Here is a 17,781-nt window from a genome sequence, read left to right as displayed (position 1 = left end):
ATGCCTTCGCTCAAACGCTTGACTGCCTTTATCGATCAAGCCCGACTGGCGCTAGGACTGGTATGGCAAACCTCCAGGGGGCTGTTCCTGGGGTTGGTGGTCGCCACCCTAATTGCCGGGGTCTTGCCCGCCGTGGCAGCGTGGCTAGGCCAGCGCATCGTTGATGCGGTGCTCGAAGGGATGCGCTTGCATGCCAGCCAGGGCCATGCACCGTTGTGGCCAGTGCTGCGATTCGTGCTCGCCGAAGCCGGTGTGCTGGCTTTGTTGGCAGCCGCTCAACGGGCGCTCTCGGTGCAGCAATCGCTATTACGGGTGCAGCTGGGGCAAAAGGTTAACCTGCTGATCCTGGAAAAAGCCCAGACCTTGTCACTGTTGCAGTTCGAGGACTCGGATTTCTACGACAAACTGGTACGCGTACGACGAGATGCCTCGACCCGCCCACTGGGGCTGGTCACAAAATCCCTGGGGCTGGTGCAGAACCTCATATCGCTCTTGAGTTTCGCGGTGCTGCTGGTCCATTTTTCACCCTGGGCCTTGGCGATCCTGGTGGTGGGCGCCTTGCCGGTGTTTTTTTCGGAAACGCACTTTTCGGGCGATGCCTTCAGGCTATTCACCCGTCGCGCCCCAGAGGCTCGCCAGCAGAATTACATCGAGGCGTTGCTGTGCCAGGAAGCCCATATCAAGGAAGTGAAACTGTTCGGCATTGCACCGCTGTTGTTACAACGATACCGGGACACCTTTGCCCGGCTTTATGCCGAAGATCGACGCCTCACCCTGCGCCGTGACGGCTGGGGCTTCGTGCTGGGGCTGCTCGGTACGCTGGCTTTCTACCTGGCCTACGCCTGGGTCGTGCTTGATACGGTCAATGGCACCACCACGCTGGGCCAGATGACCATGTATCTGGTGCTGTTCAAACAGGGACAGACAGCCATCAGCTCAAGCCTGGGTGCCATTGGCGGCTTGTATGAGGACGGGCTGTACTTGACCAACCTGCATGAATACCTGGGCCAGCCCGTGGCCGTCGACAGCGGCCACCGGGCGGTCGGCGTACAACCGGGCGATGGTTTGCGCTTCGAAAGTGTTGGTTTTACCTACCCCGGAGCAAACACGCCTGCACTGTCGTCCATCGACTGGCATTTGAAGCCCGGCAACAGCCTGGCGCTGGTGGGCGAAAACGGTTCGGGTAAAACCACCCTGATCAAATTGCTCACGCGCCTCTACCGACCAACCGAGGGCAGGATTCTGCTCGACGGCAGTGACCTGAGCGAGTGGGACCCGGGCACCTTGCACCGCCGGATCGGGGTCATTTTCCAGGATTACCTGCGTTATCAGATGAAGGTCGGCGAGAACCTGGGCGTGGGAGATGTTCAAGCCTTTACCGATGAAGCACGCTGGCGAGAGGCTGCAACCCTGGGCATGGCTGCACCCTTTATCGAGCACCTGGACCATGGCTATCAAACCCAGCTCGGCAAGTGGTTTGCCGGTGGCCGGGAGCTGTCTGGCGGGCAATGGCAAAAAATCGCCCTGTCTCGCGCTTATATGCGACGCGATGCCGATATCCTGATTCTGGATGAGCCCACCGCCGCGCTGGACGCCGCTGCGGAAGCGGCTGTGTTCGAACATTTTCGTGAATACGCCCAGGGCCGCATGAGCCTGCTGATTTCACACCGCTTTTCCAGCGTGCGAAATGCCGACCAGATTCTGCTTCTGGATCAGGGGCAGGTCATGGAAAGGGGCAATCATGCATCGCTGATGAGTTTGGGTGGGCGCTATGCCCAACTGTTCGACCTGCAGGCCAGGGGTTATCGATAATTACCGTCAATAGTCCGGGAACTCGTCGCGATAACACACCGCAGAACTGGGCCCTGCGCGACGCTCCAGCTCCTCCTCCAGCCATTGGGCAAGGACCACTGCATTGTTGGCGAGTGGGTCTTTAGCCGCGAAGATGAGGGTCAATGTCCCCTGCTCGGCCATGGCCAGTAATGCCCACCAATGCTCAGGACGGGCAGCCAGTTCCAGGCGATAGGCTGTTTCAAATTGAGCGAAATCCAGCTCGCCGCCCTTGAACGCCTTGCGCAAGGCTGTCGAGGGCGCCACTTCTGGCAGCCAGGCGTCCAGTGCCAATTGATCCTTGCGGCAGTTGCGCGGCCAAAGGCGGTCAACCAGAATCCGGCGGCCGTCTTGCGCCGTAGCGGGGTCATAGGCTCGCTTGCACTGGATCATGGCGCAACTCCGTATTGATTCCCCTGAGTCTAAACTGCTGGTAAGCCTTTCAAGTGCACAGTGTGCAATGGCGCAAATGAAACGAACCCTGTTTTTTGTCGTTGTTGGCCTTGCGGCGTTGTATGTGCTGCTGTGCCTGGCGCTGTTCGTGTTTCAGCGCGCCCTGATCTATTACCCGCAACCGAGCCGCCATGATACTGCGGCCGACTTGCTCCAGTTGCAGGTCGCAGGCGCCACTTTGCAAGTCTCGGTGCGCCCTCACGAAGGCCCTGATGCACTGATTTACTTTGGTGGCAACGCCGAGGATGTGTCCCTCAACCTGGCGGCTTTTTCCCGTGCATTTGCAAATCGTGCGATCTACTTGATGCACTACCGAGGCTACGGCGGCAGTTCCGGGTCTCCTTCGGAGGACGCCCTTGCGCGCGACGCCCTGGCATTGTTCGACAAGGTCTACGCCCTGCACCCCAATATCGCACTGATCGGCCGCAGCCTGGGGTCTGGCGTGGCTATTCGCTTGGCCAGCCAGCGCCCGGCCAGCAGCCTGATCTTGATCACGCCCTACAACTCGCTTACAGAACTTGCGTCGCGCCAGTTTCCTTTCGTTCCGGTCAAGTGGCTGCTCAAGGATCGATACGATTCCTGGAAATATGCCCCTTTGATCAGGGTGCCCACGCACCTGATCGCCGCCGAGCAGGATGAGGTCGTTTCTGCGTCCAGCACTCGACGGCTGTACACCCACTTTCCCCCTGGCGTGGCCACCCTGCAGACCCTGCCGGCAACCAATCACAACTCGATTTCTGCCAGCCCCCTCTACCTTGAGATGATCAAGGCAGCGCTATAACGAACCTTGCCCCAACCGCTCCCGTACGAATGCCTGGGCATGACGGGTCAGTTCATCCAGATGGCGGTCGCGTTTTTTCTCGGCTTCCACCATCGCCTTCTTGCCATGCTGTTTGAGCAGGTAAGTGTGGATCTGCTGGACTTCCACCGACCGATAAATGGGCGCCACGTCCAGCACCGCGATCAAGCCATTGCTGCGGTAGTCCTGGGTGTTCAACAGCACCTGTGGGCCGCGGACACCCAGCACCTTGAAGCCCATTGCTTCGAAATACGGCACCTTGGGAATAAAACAGGCGAGTTCGGCATGTCGATAGCGCGCCACCATCTGATCGAGCATGCCGCGCGCGATGCCCTGGCGCCTGTGGCTCGGCTTGACGGCCATATACGCCACCGCGCAGGCCTGGGGATCATCCTGTGCCGGTAGATAAAGCACAAACCCCAGCACAGTGTCGTCCTGGGGTTCGGTGGCGACGATCAGTTCGACGCGAAGGTTTCCAGAGCCGTCCATGGCCTCCAGGTACTGATGGACTTCATGGCCCACGCCGTACTGGTACAGGTTGTACAACGGATTACTCACAGCAATGGCAACAGCGCTGATGTCGGTGACGTGGTCGACCACCATTTGCAGGATCTGGCTTTTGATCGGCTCCGGCGGCCGAGATTGAAAATGGGTGATCGTGAACATCGAATTGCAGGCTCCAAAGAAAGGCATACCCCTGGGGGTTGGGCATGATAACCCGTTCAACGTCGAGCGTGATGCGGCGAGCCGTCTTCGGAAAAATCCTAAGCCCCATAGGAACAATCCGATTTTATTTGGGAAACGGCCCGTCGAAATTTAAAAAGCTCCCTCCTAACATGGCCATCGCCTTACATGGCATCCGCCTGGACGGCAATTCATCCTACGAGGACCGTTATCGCAATGAAATTTTCACCTCTGTTTGCCCTGAGTGCCCTGATCGCTGTGATACCCACCGCCTTCGCTCAATCCACCACCGACCTGACCGTCACCGGGGTCATTACCCCCGCGTCCTGTACGCCATCGATCAGCAATGGAGGCAACTTCGACTTCGGCCGGATTTCGGCACAAGACCTCAATGAGACAGCTCCCACTTACTTCAAGTCATCGGATTATCAGTTGAGGGTGGTGTGCGATGGCTCGACGCGCTTTGCCCTGCGTGGAATTGATGGGCGGCCGGAAGGGCTGCCCGTTTTGGCAAATGCTGACTACGGGCTGGCCCCCAATGGCGATCAAAAAATCGGTAGTTACTCGATTCGTACACCGCAGGCCAGTTATGTTGCTGACAATACCACTGGGATCAGCTCACTTTGGTCACTTGATAATGGGGCGACCTGGCGCAACGGCGATTACTCTATCGGTGGCGAACTTGCCGGTTATATTTTCGCTCGAGACAGCATCACCGGTTATGCGACCACAGGTACCACGGAACCGATGCCAATCAGTTCTTTTATGACCAACATGTATATCGCCATGACCATCTTTCGCAGCCAAGACCTGGACTTGAGCAATGAAGTCCCAATCGATGGGGCCGCAACCGTTGAGGTGCTTTATCTGTAATTGATCTTCAGCCGGCCTGCCACCCAGGCCGGCACTCATTGGGTCAGGCACACCTTTACCGCGCCTTGTCTCCTCGAGGCTTATAGAACAGGAATTTGCGCGTCTGGGCGGTCCTCAAGTAAACCTTGGCCCAATCGGGATGTACATTGCGGTCATGGAAATACAAAGCGCCGTGGGTGCGGTCCCGCAACTGCTGATTCAGGGCCTTGCGCGAGATTTCCTTGGCGATGGTGTAGCGTTCATCTTCTTTGACCAGGTCCGAACGGCCATCGCACCACCAGGAAAACTGGCAGGTTTTCTGCTCCACACCTTGTTTGACCACCCCGCAGACGGTGTCTGGAAATCCGTCATGCCCCAGGCGATTCATGACCACGCTGGCAACGGCCTCCATGTCAGCGGCCTCCGCGCCCTTGGCCTCCCAGTAAATACTACGAGACAGACAGGTGATGGCATCGTCCAGGGCGTCCTTACCGGCCGGATCGACAGCCTGAACTTCGGTCGTGGTGATGGTTTTGGATTTGGGGGGAGGTGTTTCGGCGGCGGCTTTGCGTTCCAGCACTTGCGCCTTGTCCAACGCCTGTTCGGCTTTTTGCTCGGAGTCGGCGGCCCATAGCGGGCCTGCGAGCAAAAGGGTTGCCACGCTCAGTGCTACCCGGATGACGACCATGATCGAACCTTCTGACTGTAGGAGCCAGGCTTGCCGGAATGCCGGACCACTGTGACGGTGTCGCCGCGGTGTATCAGTTAATCCCGCGGCGACACCATCGCAGGCAAGCCTGGCTCCTACAGACAGCGGCGTACCATCGCAGTGGTCCGGCACGCCGGCCACAGATCAGCTGAAGGCGTTGATGAACCAGGTAATCAACGGCAAGGCCACGATATCGATCAGCACCGCGCCACACAGCGGCACAATGATAAAGGCCTTGTGGGAGAACACTTTGTAGTGATCGCAAATGGAGCCCATGTTCGCCACTGCGTTAGGCGTTGCGCCCAACCCGTGACCCATGTAGCCCGCACACAGGACGGCGGCATCGTAGTTGCTGCCAAACAGGCGGAACAGTACGAAGATGCACAGCAGCACCATGATCACGACCTGTACCACCAGAATCACCAGCAGCGGCAAACCGAGGTTCTCCAGCTCCCAGAACTTCAGGCTCATCATGGCCATGGTCAGGAACATGCCCAGGCTGATATCGCCCAGGGTGCTGACGGCGTTGTCCGGCATGTCAATGACTTGAGCCCGGTCGTTGATGTTGCGCAGTATGATGGCGACGAACATTGCGCCCACATACACAGGCAAGACAATACCCAGATGCTCCTTGAGGGCATCACCCATCCAGAAGCCCAGTACCATGATCGCCAGGATGCAGGTCAATACACGCAACAGCACCGGTGCATCCAGCACGGCCTTGGAAGCCGTGCTGGCTTTTTCCAGGGCTTGCAGGCTTTCGGACTGATCGGTCTGCACGGCCAGCTTTTTGCGGTCGATCAGAAAGCGCGCTACCGGGCTGCCCAACAAGCCGCCGGCCACCATGCCGAAGGTGGCCGAAGCCAAGGCTGCAGTGGTCGCACCGGCGGTGCCCAGGCTTTCGGCGATAGGGCCGAAGGCTGCTGCTGCACCGAAACCGCCTTCAAGCGAAACAGCACCGGCCATGATGCCCAGCAATGGGTCGATGCCCAACACCTTGGCCATGCCGACACCTACCACGTTTTGCAGCAGGGCCAGGCCCCAGCAAGCGCCCAGGTAGACAAACAGAATCTTGCCGCCCTGGCGCAATAGCCCCAGGCTGCCGCCCAGGCCAACGGTGGTAAAGAACACCACCATCAAAGGCGTTTGCATGACGGTGTCGAGTTGGATGTCCAGCAACTGCTGGTCGCGCAACAGCCAGACGATCAGGGCAAAACCGAAACCGCCGATGACCGGTGCCGGTACGCAGAGCTGGCGCATCCAGCGGCTGTGCTTCTTCAACTGTGCGCCAATTCCCAGCAACAACAATGCCAGGGCAACGGTGGTCAATGCATTCAAATGCAGGGTTAACATGGGCAGAACTCTTCTTTTTATAAATAAACAAAGGAAATGGGCTGAAAACTTCAATCCACCAGATTGGCCAACAAGCGAGCACCGATGCGGGCGGTACGGCTGTCTTGGTCCAGATCAGGGTTGAGCTCCGCGACGTCGGCCATGCGCAACTTGCCGCTGGCCTTGGCCATCCGGGCCAGGTGTTCGACTACCATGAAATCCACACCGTGGGCTGACGGTGCGCTGACGCCGGGTGCCTGGCTTGCCGGTAATACATCCAGGCAAAGCGTCATGTACAGGTAGTCGATTTCGTCCAGAAAACTTTGCAGATAACGCTCGACCTCCGGCAAATGCCAAGGCTGCATCTGCTCGTCGAGTCGGTAGCGCACGTTCAAGCGCTCGGCTTGATCGAACAGCGCAGGGGTGTTGTTGAAGCGGCTGATCCCCAGGCAGCAATAGTCGAATGCCAGACCGTTCTGTACACAGTAGTCGGCGATTTGCAGAAATGGCGTACCGGAACTGCTTCGCTCGGCATGACGCAGGTCGAAATGGGCATCAAAATTGAGAATCCCGATGCGCGGTCGCGCTTCTTTGCTTCGCAAGTGGTCGGCCAGGCCGCTGAAACTGGCAAAGGCGATCTCGTGCCCTCCCCCCAGCCCTATCGGCAAGTGGCCGTCGTCGAGCAGTTCAGTGACGCGACGGGCGTAAGCCTGCTGTGCACCTTCCAGGTCTTCGCCCTGGCACTCGATATCGCCCGCTTCGTATACGCTGCGCTGACCATGCCAGGCCAGATTGGCTAATGCTTTTCGCAGGGCCTGCGGGCCTTGACGGGCACCACTGCGACCCTGATTGCGAGTCACGCCTTCGTCGCAGGCAAAACCCACCAAAGCCACGCCTGCCGGTTGCTCGCTGGCATAGGGTTGCACCCATTGGTGCCAGCGGCGCGCCGCTTGCCCTTCGCCAGCGTCGATGCGGCCCTGCCAGATCGGCAGGACAGGATTGTTAGAATTGTTAGTCATGTTGCTTACTCCGTTTACTTCAGTCCAGTCGCGCACTTACTCGCAGCGCAACTTCCTGGGTCCAGCGGGTCAGCCTTTCGCTGCGCTCTTGTGCGCGAAAGGCTGGCGCCATAAGGCTAATAGCCCCATGCAGGCGATTGCGGCTGTCCAGTACCGGGGCGCTCACGCCCCAGACACCCTCATCGATTTCGCTGAGGCTGATGGCGTAACCGGTTTCCCGAATCGCCAGAAAACTTTGTCGATACGCCTCAAAAGCATCGGCCTCGATACCCTGCGCTTGCAGAATGGCGAAGCTTCGCTCTTCGTCCATAAACGCTAGCAACACACGCGCCGATGCCCCCACCAACAGGGGTTGCGCCAGTCCCTTCTGATAGCAACAGCGCAAGGGCTGTGGACTATCGATCAGCTCGATACAGATGGCCTGACCGTTGCTTGGCACCATCAGCGCCACGCTTTCCTGGCTCAGTTCAGCCAAGCGCTTGAGCTCAGGCTTTGCCAGCGTGACCAACACCGCCTCACGATCAAACTTTTTGGCCAACTGCAGGCACGTAGGCCCCGGCAGATAGCGACCTTGGCCGTTTTCTTCGGCTAGCCCCCAGCGCAACAACGTCTTCAGATGCCGATACGTGCTACTCAGCGGCTGCTCAAGCTGCGCAGACAATTCTTTGGCCGACAGCGCGTCATCCGCCTGCCCCAGCGCGACGAGGATTTGCAGCAGTCGATCAGTTGGCGTGTGGTAGACCATAAGTGCTCCTTGCCGACAGGGTGCACTGAGTTTTCTCGATAGGTGAAATCGTATTCCCACTCAGTGGGAAATTAGCCCGAATTAATGACCAGTGGCACTTCATTGGACGGCGATCGTCCGTTTGGCCGATCCCACCCAGGCCCACCGGTCGTAGTCTGGGCCCAGACAATCTCTGGAAGGTGCCTGCCATGGACAACATCACACGTCACGACAACGGCCGCTGTGCGGTGCTGATGCTCAATCGACCCGAGGCACTCAACACCCTCAACGCGTCACTGCTGGACGATCTTCAAGCGCATTTGGATCAGATTGCCGCGGATGCGAGCCGCGCCTTGATTCTGGTAGGCCAAGGCCGGGTTTTCTGCGCCGGCGCCGACCTCAAGGAGCAGTCGGTTGATCCTGAACGGCGCATGGCACGCATGCACGGGCTGATAGAACGGTTAGCACAGTTCCCGAAAATCAGCGTGGCGGCGATCAATGGCCTGGCGTTCGGGGGCGGCCTGGAGTTGGCAATGGCCTGCACCTTTCGCGTCGCAGCGCCGCAAGCGCGATTCGGGATGCCGGAGATAAAACTGGGATTGATGCCCGTCTACGGGGGCACTCAGTTACTGCCCCGCCTGATCGGCGAACGCCGGGCCCTGCAGATGATGCTCAGCGGCGAGCCGATAGACGTCGATCAGGCGCTGGCGTACGGGCTGATAGATCGCCTCGCCATAGGGCGTGATGCACTACTGGACGATGCCTGCGAGCTGGCGATGGCCTGTGGGCAACACGGTTTGCTGGCCCAGCAGGCCATTCGACGGGCCGTGCGTGACGGCATAGGCCTGGATTTGAGCGAAGGCCTATTACTGGAGCGTACGCTGGGCGCGCAACTCGCGACGACCGCCGATGCCCGAGAAGGCGTCAACGCCTTTATCGAACAACGGCCCGCCGTCTTTACCGACTGTTGATCTGCGCACAGGCCCTCGGGTGGTCAGGATCGCCGGGATTTGCTTTAAGATTGCAGCTGTTTTTGTGGCGAGATCATCCGTTGACTGACTTTCACCCAAGCATTGCACCTCTCAGCGCTCGCGAAGTGTGCCAGGTGCTACGTGAGGCTGCCCTCGGAGTGCGAACACTCCGGCGCTTGCGCTCCGGGCCCCGGAGCCCATTGATACAAGTCGACATCGACGGTTGGCTGCTGACCTTGCGCATCGACGGCGACTCGCTGGATCACTGCGAAGACTGCCAATCACCGGAAGGCCGTCGTGCGGACCTGCACATTTGGCAGCGGTACGGCACCGACCCGGTCAGCTTGCTCAGCACCTGGGAGCTGGCCAGGGTTCAGAGTCTGCTGGCTTCGCTCTGAGCGCTTGCAAACGTTGCGCACGTGACCTGCACGTGTGCCGAATGGGCTTTGTCCAATGGACAGTGGGAGTTTTTGGTCGCCCGCAGGAGCTTCGCTACTTGATCGGTTACTTGATCGGTTTGCAGGGATTTGTGTCATGGATTCTTGCAGTGCACGAAGCATAAACTCCACTACAGACTACCGCTGCACTGTGGACTCAGCCTTCAGCGTTCCAGACCGCGCCGCCCTGCGCACTCCTAGATAGCAAAGCCCACAACCAAAGCCTGCCAACGCCATGGTCAGGCACATCGGCCATGGCGTGCCGTCTGCGCCAGCGCTGACCAAGGCGCTAAAGCCCGTCCCCAAGGCAAACTGAGTCGACACGGCGATGCCCGCAGCCGCCCCGGCCTGGCGTGGGTACAACGCCAACAGGCTGGCCACACAATTAGCGCCCAGCAGGCCGGTGACGCTGACGTACAGGATCACACAGGCCACCATCGCTGTCAGGCCACCCGCATCGGTCATGCCCACCGTCAGCAGCAGCACGCCGGCAAGCGCCGCCGCAGCCGCTCCCCAGCCCAGCATTCGCAACGGGCCGATAAGGCGCACGTAGCGAGTATTGAGCAAGGTCACCACAATGATGCCGGCGATGTTCATGCCGAACAGCCAACCGTAAGCCTGAGGTGAAACGCCGAAATACTCCATGTAGACAAAGGGCGAGGCCGTGATAAACGCGAACATGCCACCGAACGAAAGCCCCATGCAAAAGATGTAGCCCAGGGCGCGGGGCTGGGTAAGGATCTGCCAATAAGCACCGAACACCGCGCCCAACGACTGTCCACGATGGCTGGCCGGATGTGTTTCCGGGATGGACAGGGCACTGGCCAACATGCACACCAGGGCAAACACCAGTAAGCAGACGAAGATGCTGCGCCACCCCTCTATCATCATCAGGAAACTACCGGCCAAGGGGGCGATAAGGGTGGCAATCATGGTCACCAGGTGCATCAGCGACAGCACCCGTGCAGCATCCTTCAAAGGGAACAGGTCGCGGACGATGGCGCGTGCCAGCACCGAGGCCGCCGCGCCGCCAAGGGCCTGGAAGAAGCGCCAGACAATCAGTTGCTCGACGTTGCTGGACAGCATGCAGCCCACCGTGGCCACCAGGTACAAGCTCATGCCACCCAGCAGCAGCGGCCTGCGTCCATAACGATCGGAAAGTGGGCCATAGAACAGCATGCCCAGACAGAGGCCGGCCAGGTACACACCAATGGTCATCTGTACGCTGGCCGAGTCCGCCCCCAGATCACTGGCGATCAACGGCAAGCTGGGCAGGTAAGTGTCGATCGACAACGGAGCAAACGCCACCAGGGCGGCGAGCAGGAGGATCAGCCGCTCCGGGCGTGAAATAGTCGACATGCAAGGCTCCGGGCAAATCGGGAAAACGACAAAGTTAACATGTTAACCTTATCACTTGAACCTCGCCGGTCGAATCAGGCCTTGATGTCTTTCAAATCGTTGAGCAAAGCGAGCAGCTCGTGGAGCTTTTCTTCACCGAATTGTTCAAGGATGCGCTGGTAATTGCTTTCCATGTCTTCGCTCATGTCGACGAAGCATTGTTGGCCTTGCTCGGTCAAACCGACAAAGACTCGACGCTGGTCCTGCTCGGACTTCCAGCGCCGCACAATGCCATCGCGCTCCAGACGCGACAGCACGCCCGTCATGCTGGGCTTGAGAATGCAGGCCTGGTCCGCCAACTGGTGGCTTTCCAGCTCGCCTTGCTGGCGCAGGATACGAATCACCCGCCACTGCTGCTCAGTCAGGCCATGGGCATTGAGCGAGGGACGGAAAAAACCCATGGCGGCTTCACGGGCTTGCAACAGGGCGAGGGTCAGGGACTGTCTGGGTATGGGCATGGGTTGACTGGCTTTGCACGGGAATGGGGCAGCTTAAGGGCGCGGATGGCTCGGTGCAAGGCGCTGGGTGATTCGCGAGCGATCCCACGCAGTGAACCGGAGGAAGACCGTTTCAAGGCTTCCAGGCGCTTGCCTTGGGTTTTGCGCTGTTGCCCAAATCGAGCGCCGCCCGCGCGGCGCATCGCCGGCTAAAGCCGGCTCCCACATTGGTTGCAACGTGCCATGGCCTGTGAGAGTGGAGTTGTCAGCCACGCGCCCCCCCCCGAAACCACAAAAAACTAAAGCCGAACCACCAAGGCTAACAACCCCTACCCCACAGGCCATGGCACGTTGCAAAAAATGTGGGAGCCGGCTTTAGCCGGCGATGCGCCGCGCGGGCGGCGCTCGATCTCAAGAACAAAGGAAAAACCAAGGCAGGCACCTCGTGGGGCTCATGCGATCTGTTGGCAGGCACTCTGCGGTTCACCCTGTGAATGAAGGGAGGAAGACCGTTTCAAGGCTTCCAGGCGCTTGCCTTGGGTTTTGCGCTGTTGCCCAAATCGAGCGCCGCCCGCGCGGCGCATTCGCCGGCTAAAGCCGGCTCCCACATTTTTTGCAACGTGCCATGGCCTGTGGGATCGGCGTTGTTAGCCTCTTGATTCACCGCAACCCCGGCTGGCGTTGGCGATATTCACCCGGCGTCATCTGCGCATAGCGCTGGAAAAACCGGCTGAAGTACGCAGGGTCCTTGAACCCCAACCGGTAACAGATTTCATTGGCCGAGCTGCCGGTGTACAGCAGCAGGCGCTTGGCCTCCTGCATCAGCCGCTCAAGGATCAGCCGCTTGGAGGGAAGGTCGGCGATGCGCCGGCACACATCGTTGAGCCGCGCCTCGGTTACCCCCACCCCACTGGCGTAGCGCGACAGTGGCCAATGCTCCCAATAGTGCGCCTCGATCAGTTCGTTGAACCGATGGAACACCTGCAGGTCTTCATGCCGGGCCGGACGTGCGTCCAGCGAGTTGGCACACAGGCGCAACAAGCCAATCATCAGTAATCGAGTCAGGCTGTCCAGTGCCGGTGCACGGCCGGCATGGCGGGCGTTGATTTCCGCATGCAGTTCTTCAAACAGCCATTCCACCCGGTGCGCCTGGGCGGCAAAGGCCGGGTCGACATTGGCCAGAGAAACACAGGCCGGCGCCAGTTGCGGGCCGGGTGCCAGGCTCGGGTCGGCCTCCAGCAGTTGCCAGACCAATTGCTGGCGGACGGTGAGCACATGCCCGTCGGCTTCTGGCTCGGTCACGAAGGAATGGGGGATGGTCGGTGGCGTCAGGAAAAACATCGGCCCTGACTCCAGGTATTGCTGGTCGTCCAGATACACCCGCACCGCACCACTCTTGACGTAATGCACCTGGAAAAACCGGTCATGGCGATGCACCGGCATGTTGCGGCCAAAAAAGCCCGCCAGGTTGCCGAGCTTGTCGTAATGCACCTCGGCATCGCTGTAACGCTGGTCGTAGACCTGGCCGATATTGATGTTGGGGATCGGCTGACGATCGCTCATTGCCCGTCTCTCATTGTTGTTTTGTCGCACTGCCAAGGGCTCATCGTGCACCGGATGGGGTGCGCATGCCAGCATCGATTTCACAGCGGCACTTGACGATCGTTAACATATTAAATATAACGTTAACACATTAACGATCACATCGCGGGGCGACCACTGCCCTGCCAGGAGATAAGCATGAGCCGTGCCCTGCATGAGATTGCGACCGGCACCCTGTTCGGCGTTGCGCTGAATTACCAGGGGTTGCTGAACCAGCGTCTCGCCGAATTCGAGCAAGCGCCTTACAAACAGCCACCGGTCAAGCCCGTGCTGTTTATCAAGACGCCCAACACCCGCAACGGCCATGACCAGGCGGTGATCTATCCGCAAGGCGTTGATCGCGTACAGCCAGGCCCGGCACTGGGTGTGGTGATCGGCAAGACCGCCAGCCGCGTCAGCGTCGAGCATGCGATGGAGCATGTGGCAGGTTTCACCATCGTCAATGAATTCAGCCTGCCGGAAGACAGCTACTACCGCCCGGCCGTCAAAGCCAAGTGCCGTGATGGTTTCTGCGCCTTCGGCCCGGAATTGGTGCCGGTCGATCAAGTCGCCGACCCGCACAAGCTGGACCTCAAGCTGTTCGTCAACGGCCAACTGCGCCAGGAAAACTCCACCGCCAACTTCGTGCGCAGCATCCCGCAACTGATCGCCGAACTCAGCGAGTTCATGACGTTGCACGAAGGCGATCTGCTGATCACCGGCACCCCTGAGGGCCGCGTCGATGTGCTGCCAGGTGACAAGGTCGAAGTAGAAATCACAGGCCTGGGCCGTCTGGCCAACCACATCGTTGCCGAGGAGACCCGCTGATGAAACACGCCCGTATTCGTTTCGAAGGCGAGGTTCACGTCGCCAACGTCGAGGCCGATAACGCCCTGCGCCTGGCCGATGGCCGACTGATCAGCGAAGACCAGGTCGAGTGGCTGCCACCGGCCAACGGCAGCATGTTTGCCCTGGGCCTGAACTACGCCGACCACGCAGCAGAGCTGGCTTTCGCACCGCCCACCGAGCCCCTGGCCTTTATCAAGTCGCCTGGGACCTACACCGGCCATAACCAGGTCACCTGGCGCCCGGACGGCGTCGCCTATATGCACTACGAGTGCGAGTTGGTGGCGGTGATCGGCAAGCCGGCGCGCAACGTCAAGCGTGAAGACGCGCTGGACTACCTAGCCGGCTACACCGTGTGCAACGACTACGCCATCCGTGACTACCTGGAAAATTACTACCGCCCCAACCTGCGGGTTAAGAACCGTGACGCCACCACCCCGGTCGGCCCATGGATCGTCGACGCCGCCGACGTGCCGGACCCCAGCAACCTGAAGCTGCGCACCTGGATCAACGGTGAGCTGAAGCAGGAAGGCAGCACGGCAGACATGATTTTCGATATTCCCTACCTGATCGAATATTTCTCCAGCTTCATGACCCTGCAACCGGGCGACATGATCGCCACCGGCACGCCCGAAGGCCTGGCCGATGTGGTGCCGGGCGATGAAGTGGTCGTGGAAGTCGAGGGCGTGGGCCGTCTGGTCAACCGTATTGTCAGCGAAGCTGATTTCTTCAAGAACAACAAGGCTTGAGCACCATGATCAAACACTGGATCAACGGCCGTGAGGTCGAAAGCAAAGACGTATTCGTCAACTACAACCCGGCCACCGGTGAAGCCATCGGCGAAGTCGCCAGCGGCGGTGCCGAAGAAGTCGCACAAGCCGTAGCGGCCGCCAAGGAAGCCTTTCCGAAGTGGGCCAACACCCCGGCCAAGGAACGTGCCCGCCTGATGCGCAAACTCGGCGAACTGATCGAGCAGAACGTTCCGCGCCTGGCTGAGCTGGAAACCCTGGACACGGGCCTGCCGATTCACCAGACCAAGAACGTGCTGATCCCCCGTGCTTCGCACAACTTCGACTTCTTCGCCGAAGTGTGCACCCGCATGGACGGCCACACCTACCCGGTCGACGACCAGATGCTCAACTACACCCTGTACCAGCCGGTGGGTGTGTGTGGCCTGGTGTCGCCGTGGAACGTACCGTTCATGACCGCGACCTGGAAAACCGCGCCGTGCCTGGCACTGGGCAACACCGCTGTACTAAAGATGTCCGAGCTGTCGCCGCTGACCGCCAACGAACTGGGCCGCCTGGCTGTTGAAGCCGGCATCCCCAACGGCGTGCTGAACATCGTCCAGGGCTACGGCGGCACTGCCGGTGACGCGCTGGTTCGTCACCCGGACGTGCGGGCCATCTCCTTCACCGGCGGCACCGCCACCGGCAAGAAGATCATGCAAACCGCGGGTCTGAAAAAGTATTCGATGGAACTGGGCGGCAAGTCGCCTGTGGTGATTTTCGAAGACGCTGACCTTGAGCGCGCGCTGGACGCCGCCCTGTTCACCATCTTCTCGCTCAACGGCGAGCGCTGCACCGCTGGCAGCCGGATCTTCATCCAGGAAAGCGTCTACCCGCAGTTCGTCGCTGAATTTGCGGCCCGCGCCAAGCGCCTGATCGTCGGTGACCCGCAAGATCCGAAGACTCAAGTAGGCTCGATGATTACCCAGGCCCACTATGACAAGGTCACCGGTTACATCAAAATCGGTATCGAAGAAGGCGCAAGCCTGGTCGCTGGCGGCCTGGAACGCCCTGCCAACCTGCCGGCGCACCTGGCTCGCGGCCAGTTCATCCAGCCGACCGTGTTCGCGGACGTGCACAACAAGATGCGCATCGCCCAAGAAGAAATCTTTGGCCCGGTGGTCTGCCTGATCCCGTTCAAGGACGAAGCCGAAGCCCTGCAACTGGCCAACGACACCGAATACGGCCTGGCCTCCTATATCTGGACCCAGGACATTGGCAAGGCCCACCGCCTGGCCCGTGGTATCGAAGCCGGCATGGTCTTCATCAACAGCCAGAACGTGCGCGACCTGCGTCAGCCGTTCGGCGGCGTAAAAGGCTCGGGCACGGGTCGCGAAGGCGGTCAATACAGCTTTGAGGTCTTCGCGGAAATCAAGAACGTGTGTATATCGATGGGTAGCCACCACATTCCGCGCTGGGGTGTGTAGGTCGTTTAAACATTGAACGACACAACCCCAGGGTAGGAGCCAGCCTTGGCTGCGATGATCGCGCCGCGGTGTATCAGGCAATCCGCGGCGCGATCATCGCAGCCAAGGCTGGCTCCTACAACGGCAACAAGAACAATACATTTTCAGGAGAAAGCTCATGGGCGAAGTCGTCCTGGCCGCGAAAATCTGCCACGTACCCTCGATGTACCTCTCCGAGCTGCCCGGTGAGCACCACGGTTGCCGTGAGGCCGCCATTGCTGGGCACAAGGAAATCGGCCGCAGGGCCCGGGAGCTGGGTGCCGACACCGCCGTGGTGTTCGACGTGCACTGGCTGGTCAACAGTGCCTACCACGTCAACTGTGGCGAGCACTTCAAGGGCATCTACACCAGCAACGAGCTGCCGCACTTCATCAAGAACATGGAGTACGAGTACCCCGGCTGCCCTGAGCTGGGCGAGCTGATCGCCGCCGAAGCCGTCGCTGCGGGCGTGCGCACCCTGGCACACAACATTCCGAGCCTGGAGCTGGAATACGGCACCCTGGTACCGATGCGCTACATGCACATGGGCGTGCCGGAAGACCAAAAATTCAAGGTCGTGTCCATCGCCGCCTGGTGTGCCTGGCACCGCCTGGAAGACAGCTTCGCCTTTGGCGCCGCCGTGCGCCGCGCCATCGAGAAGAGCGATCGCAAGGTGCTGGTGCTGGCCTCCGGTTCCCTCTCCCACCGTTTCTCGGACGACCGCAACGCCCAGGCCAACATGCATAACTGGACCCGCGAATTCGACAAACAGATGGACCTGCGGGTGGTCGAGCTGTGGAAACAAGGCCGCTTCAAGGAGTTCTGCGCCATGCTGCCGGACTACGCCGAGCACTGCTTCGGCGAAGGCAAGATGCACGACACCGCGATGCTGCTGGGCCTGCTCGGCGGTGCCGACTACGACAAGCCGGTGGAAGTACTCACCGAACCGTTCGGCAGTTCCGGCACCGGCCAGATCAACGCCATTTTCCCTGTTTGATACCTGCCTGTGGGCAGCCTTTGGGCTGCTCCTGCCCCAGAGGTGCGCATGCCACACTTTATCGTTGAATTCACCGACAACATCGAACAACAAGCCGACCTGCCCGGCCTGTTCGAGAAAGTCCACGCCACCCTGGGCGCCAGCGGCGTCTTCCCGCTGGGCGGCATCCGCAGCCGTGGTATCCGCCTGGATAGCTGGCGCATGGCCGATGGCAAGCACGACTACGCCTTTGTCCATATGACCCTGAAAGTCGGCCACGGCCGCGACCTTGAAACGCGCCAGCAAGTGGCCGAGGCGCTGTTCGAAGTCATCACCACACACTTCGCAGAACTTCAGGCCCAGCGCCTGCTGGCCCTTTCGTTCGAAATGATCGAGTTGCACCCGCAACTGAATCTCAAGAAAAACAACGTCCATGCGTTCTTGAGTAACCAGGCCGGCTGACCACCGTCCTGATTGTTTCGTTTCGGCCTCTCTGACAA

The 17,781-nt window shown here is 59.9% G+C and carries 19 protein-coding genes; 10 read left to right on the top strand and 9 right to left on the bottom strand.

Annotation, left to right across the window (positions count from 1 at the left end; translation table 11 throughout):
• Positions 1-1,812, top strand: coding sequence for an ABC transporter ATP-binding protein (locus tag AC3IX4_RS13705; RefSeq protein WP_489261039.1), 1,812 nt, complete (start codon positions 1-3; stop codon positions 1,810-1,812).
• A gap of 6 nt (positions 1,813-1,818) precedes the next feature.
• Here the strand turns inward: AC3IX4_RS13705 and AC3IX4_RS13700 are convergent, their stop codons facing one another.
• On the bottom strand, positions 1,819-2,223 hold the full coding sequence (locus AC3IX4_RS13700; RefSeq protein WP_489261038.1) for a DUF488 domain-containing protein: 405 nt from the start codon (positions 2,221-2,223) through the stop codon (positions 1,819-1,821).
• A 76-nt stretch (positions 2,224-2,299) separates the two neighbouring features.
• On the opposite strand from AC3IX4_RS13700, the gene AC3IX4_RS13695 reads away from it, so the two are divergent.
• Positions 2,300-3,064, top strand: a complete 765-nt coding sequence (locus AC3IX4_RS13695) for an alpha/beta hydrolase (protein ID WP_489261037.1) — start codon at positions 2,300-2,302, stop codon at positions 3,062-3,064.
• On the opposite strand, the gene AC3IX4_RS13690 is transcribed toward AC3IX4_RS13695, so the two are convergent.
• The gene (locus tag AC3IX4_RS13690) at positions 3,059-3,748 is read right to left on the bottom strand and encodes a GNAT family N-acetyltransferase (protein WP_489261036.1); all 690 of its coding nucleotides are present in this window, start codon (positions 3,746-3,748) and stop codon (positions 3,059-3,061) included. The genes AC3IX4_RS13695 and AC3IX4_RS13690 overlap by 6 nt on opposite strands.
• A gap of 186 nt (positions 3,749-3,934) precedes the next feature.
• Here AC3IX4_RS13690 and AC3IX4_RS13685 point away from each other — a divergent pair, with 186 nt between their 5' ends.
• The gene (locus tag AC3IX4_RS13685) at positions 3,935-4,639 is read left to right on the top strand and encodes a DUF1120 domain-containing protein (RefSeq protein ID WP_489261035.1); all 705 of its coding nucleotides are present in this window, start codon (positions 3,935-3,937) and stop codon (positions 4,637-4,639) included.
• 55 nt (positions 4,640-4,694) lie between these two features.
• Here AC3IX4_RS13685 and AC3IX4_RS13680 read toward each other — a convergent pair whose 3' ends face one another.
• The 4 genes from AC3IX4_RS13680 to AC3IX4_RS13665 all read right to left on the bottom strand — a co-directional run bounded on the left by AC3IX4_RS13680 (position 4,695) and on the right by AC3IX4_RS13665 (position 8,423).
• Positions 4,695-5,306 carry a cell wall hydrolase gene (locus AC3IX4_RS13680; protein WP_489261034.1) on the bottom strand — a complete coding sequence of 204 codons (612 nt, stop codon included), beginning with the start codon at positions 5,304-5,306 and terminating at the stop codon, positions 4,695-4,697.
• Positions 5,307-5,471: 165 nt separating this feature from the next.
• Positions 5,472-6,680 (bottom strand): sodium/glutamate symporter, encoded by a 1,209-nt coding sequence (gene gltS / locus AC3IX4_RS13675; protein WP_489261033.1) that lies wholly within the window; start codon positions 6,678-6,680, stop codon positions 5,472-5,474.
• Positions 6,681-6,730: 50 nt separating this feature from the next.
• Positions 6,731-7,678, bottom strand: coding sequence for a formimidoylglutamase (gene hutG / locus AC3IX4_RS13670; RefSeq protein WP_489261032.1), 948 nt, complete (start codon positions 7,676-7,678; stop codon positions 6,731-6,733).
• A gap of 19 nt (positions 7,679-7,697) precedes the next feature.
• Entirely contained in the window at positions 7,698-8,423 is a 726-nt protein-coding gene (locus AC3IX4_RS13665) for an IclR family transcriptional regulator (protein WP_489261031.1), read from the bottom strand.
• 188 nt (positions 8,424-8,611) lie between these two features.
• Here AC3IX4_RS13665 and AC3IX4_RS13660 point away from each other — a divergent pair, with 188 nt between their 5' ends.
• Both AC3IX4_RS13660 and AC3IX4_RS13655 read left to right on the top strand, forming a co-directional pair.
• Positions 8,612-9,373 carry an enoyl-CoA hydratase/isomerase family protein gene (locus AC3IX4_RS13660; protein ID WP_489261030.1) on the top strand — a complete coding sequence of 254 codons (762 nt, stop codon included), beginning with the start codon at positions 8,612-8,614 and terminating at the stop codon, positions 9,371-9,373.
• A gap of 101 nt (positions 9,374-9,474) precedes the next feature.
• Positions 9,475-9,771, top strand: a complete 297-nt coding sequence (locus tag AC3IX4_RS13655) for a DUF7693 family protein (protein ID WP_489261282.1) — start codon at positions 9,475-9,477, stop codon at positions 9,769-9,771.
• 177 nt (positions 9,772-9,948) lie between these two features.
• Here the strand turns inward: AC3IX4_RS13655 and AC3IX4_RS13650 are convergent, their stop codons facing one another.
• The 3 genes from AC3IX4_RS13650 to hpaA all read right to left on the bottom strand — a co-directional run bounded on the left by AC3IX4_RS13650 (position 9,949) and on the right by hpaA (position 13,208).
• Complete coding sequence (locus tag AC3IX4_RS13650) at positions 9,949-11,169, bottom strand: Bcr/CflA family multidrug efflux MFS transporter (protein WP_489261029.1); 1,221 nt, start codon at positions 11,167-11,169, stop codon at positions 9,949-9,951.
• A 74-nt stretch (positions 11,170-11,243) separates the two neighbouring features.
• On the bottom strand, positions 11,244-11,666 hold the full coding sequence (gene hpaR / locus AC3IX4_RS13645) for a homoprotocatechuate degradation operon regulator HpaR (protein ID WP_489261028.1): 423 nt from the start codon (positions 11,664-11,666) through the stop codon (positions 11,244-11,246).
• Between the two features lie 639 nt (positions 11,667-12,305).
• Positions 12,306-13,208: a 4-hydroxyphenylacetate catabolism regulatory protein HpaA gene (hpaA, locus tag AC3IX4_RS13640; protein ID WP_489261027.1), complete on the bottom strand. Its 903-nt coding sequence runs from the start codon at positions 13,206-13,208 to the stop codon at positions 12,306-12,308.
• Positions 13,209-13,385: 177 nt separating this feature from the next.
• Here hpaA and AC3IX4_RS13635 point away from each other — a divergent pair, with 177 nt between their 5' ends.
• The 5 genes from AC3IX4_RS13635 to AC3IX4_RS13615 all read left to right on the top strand — a co-directional run bounded on the left by AC3IX4_RS13635 (position 13,386) and on the right by AC3IX4_RS13615 (position 17,743).
• The gene (locus AC3IX4_RS13635) at positions 13,386-14,054 is read left to right on the top strand and encodes a fumarylacetoacetate hydrolase family protein (RefSeq protein WP_489261026.1); all 669 of its coding nucleotides are present in this window, start codon (positions 13,386-13,388) and stop codon (positions 14,052-14,054) included.
• Positions 14,054-14,821, top strand: coding sequence for a fumarylacetoacetate hydrolase family protein (locus AC3IX4_RS13630; RefSeq protein WP_489261025.1), 768 nt, complete (start codon positions 14,054-14,056; stop codon positions 14,819-14,821). Before AC3IX4_RS13635 ends, AC3IX4_RS13630 begins: the two co-directional genes overlap by 1 nt.
• Before the next feature lie 5 nt (positions 14,822-14,826).
• On the top strand, positions 14,827-16,287 hold the full coding sequence (hpaE, locus tag AC3IX4_RS13625; RefSeq protein WP_489261024.1) for a 5-carboxymethyl-2-hydroxymuconate semialdehyde dehydrogenase: 1,461 nt from the start codon (positions 14,827-14,829) through the stop codon (positions 16,285-16,287).
• Between the two features lie 157 nt (positions 16,288-16,444).
• Positions 16,445-17,302: a 3,4-dihydroxyphenylacetate 2,3-dioxygenase gene (hpaD, locus tag AC3IX4_RS13620; protein WP_489261023.1), complete on the top strand. Its 858-nt coding sequence runs from the start codon at positions 16,445-16,447 to the stop codon at positions 17,300-17,302.
• Between the two features lie 48 nt (positions 17,303-17,350).
• Positions 17,351-17,743 (top strand): tautomerase family protein, encoded by a 393-nt coding sequence (locus tag AC3IX4_RS13615; RefSeq protein ID WP_489261022.1) that lies wholly within the window; start codon positions 17,351-17,353, stop codon positions 17,741-17,743.
• The last annotated feature ends 38 nt before the right edge of the window (positions 17,744-17,781 follow it).

The organism is Pseudomonas sp. KH_021, assembly GCF_057838865.1.
This window is presented reverse-complemented; position numbering and strand designations above follow the sequence as displayed.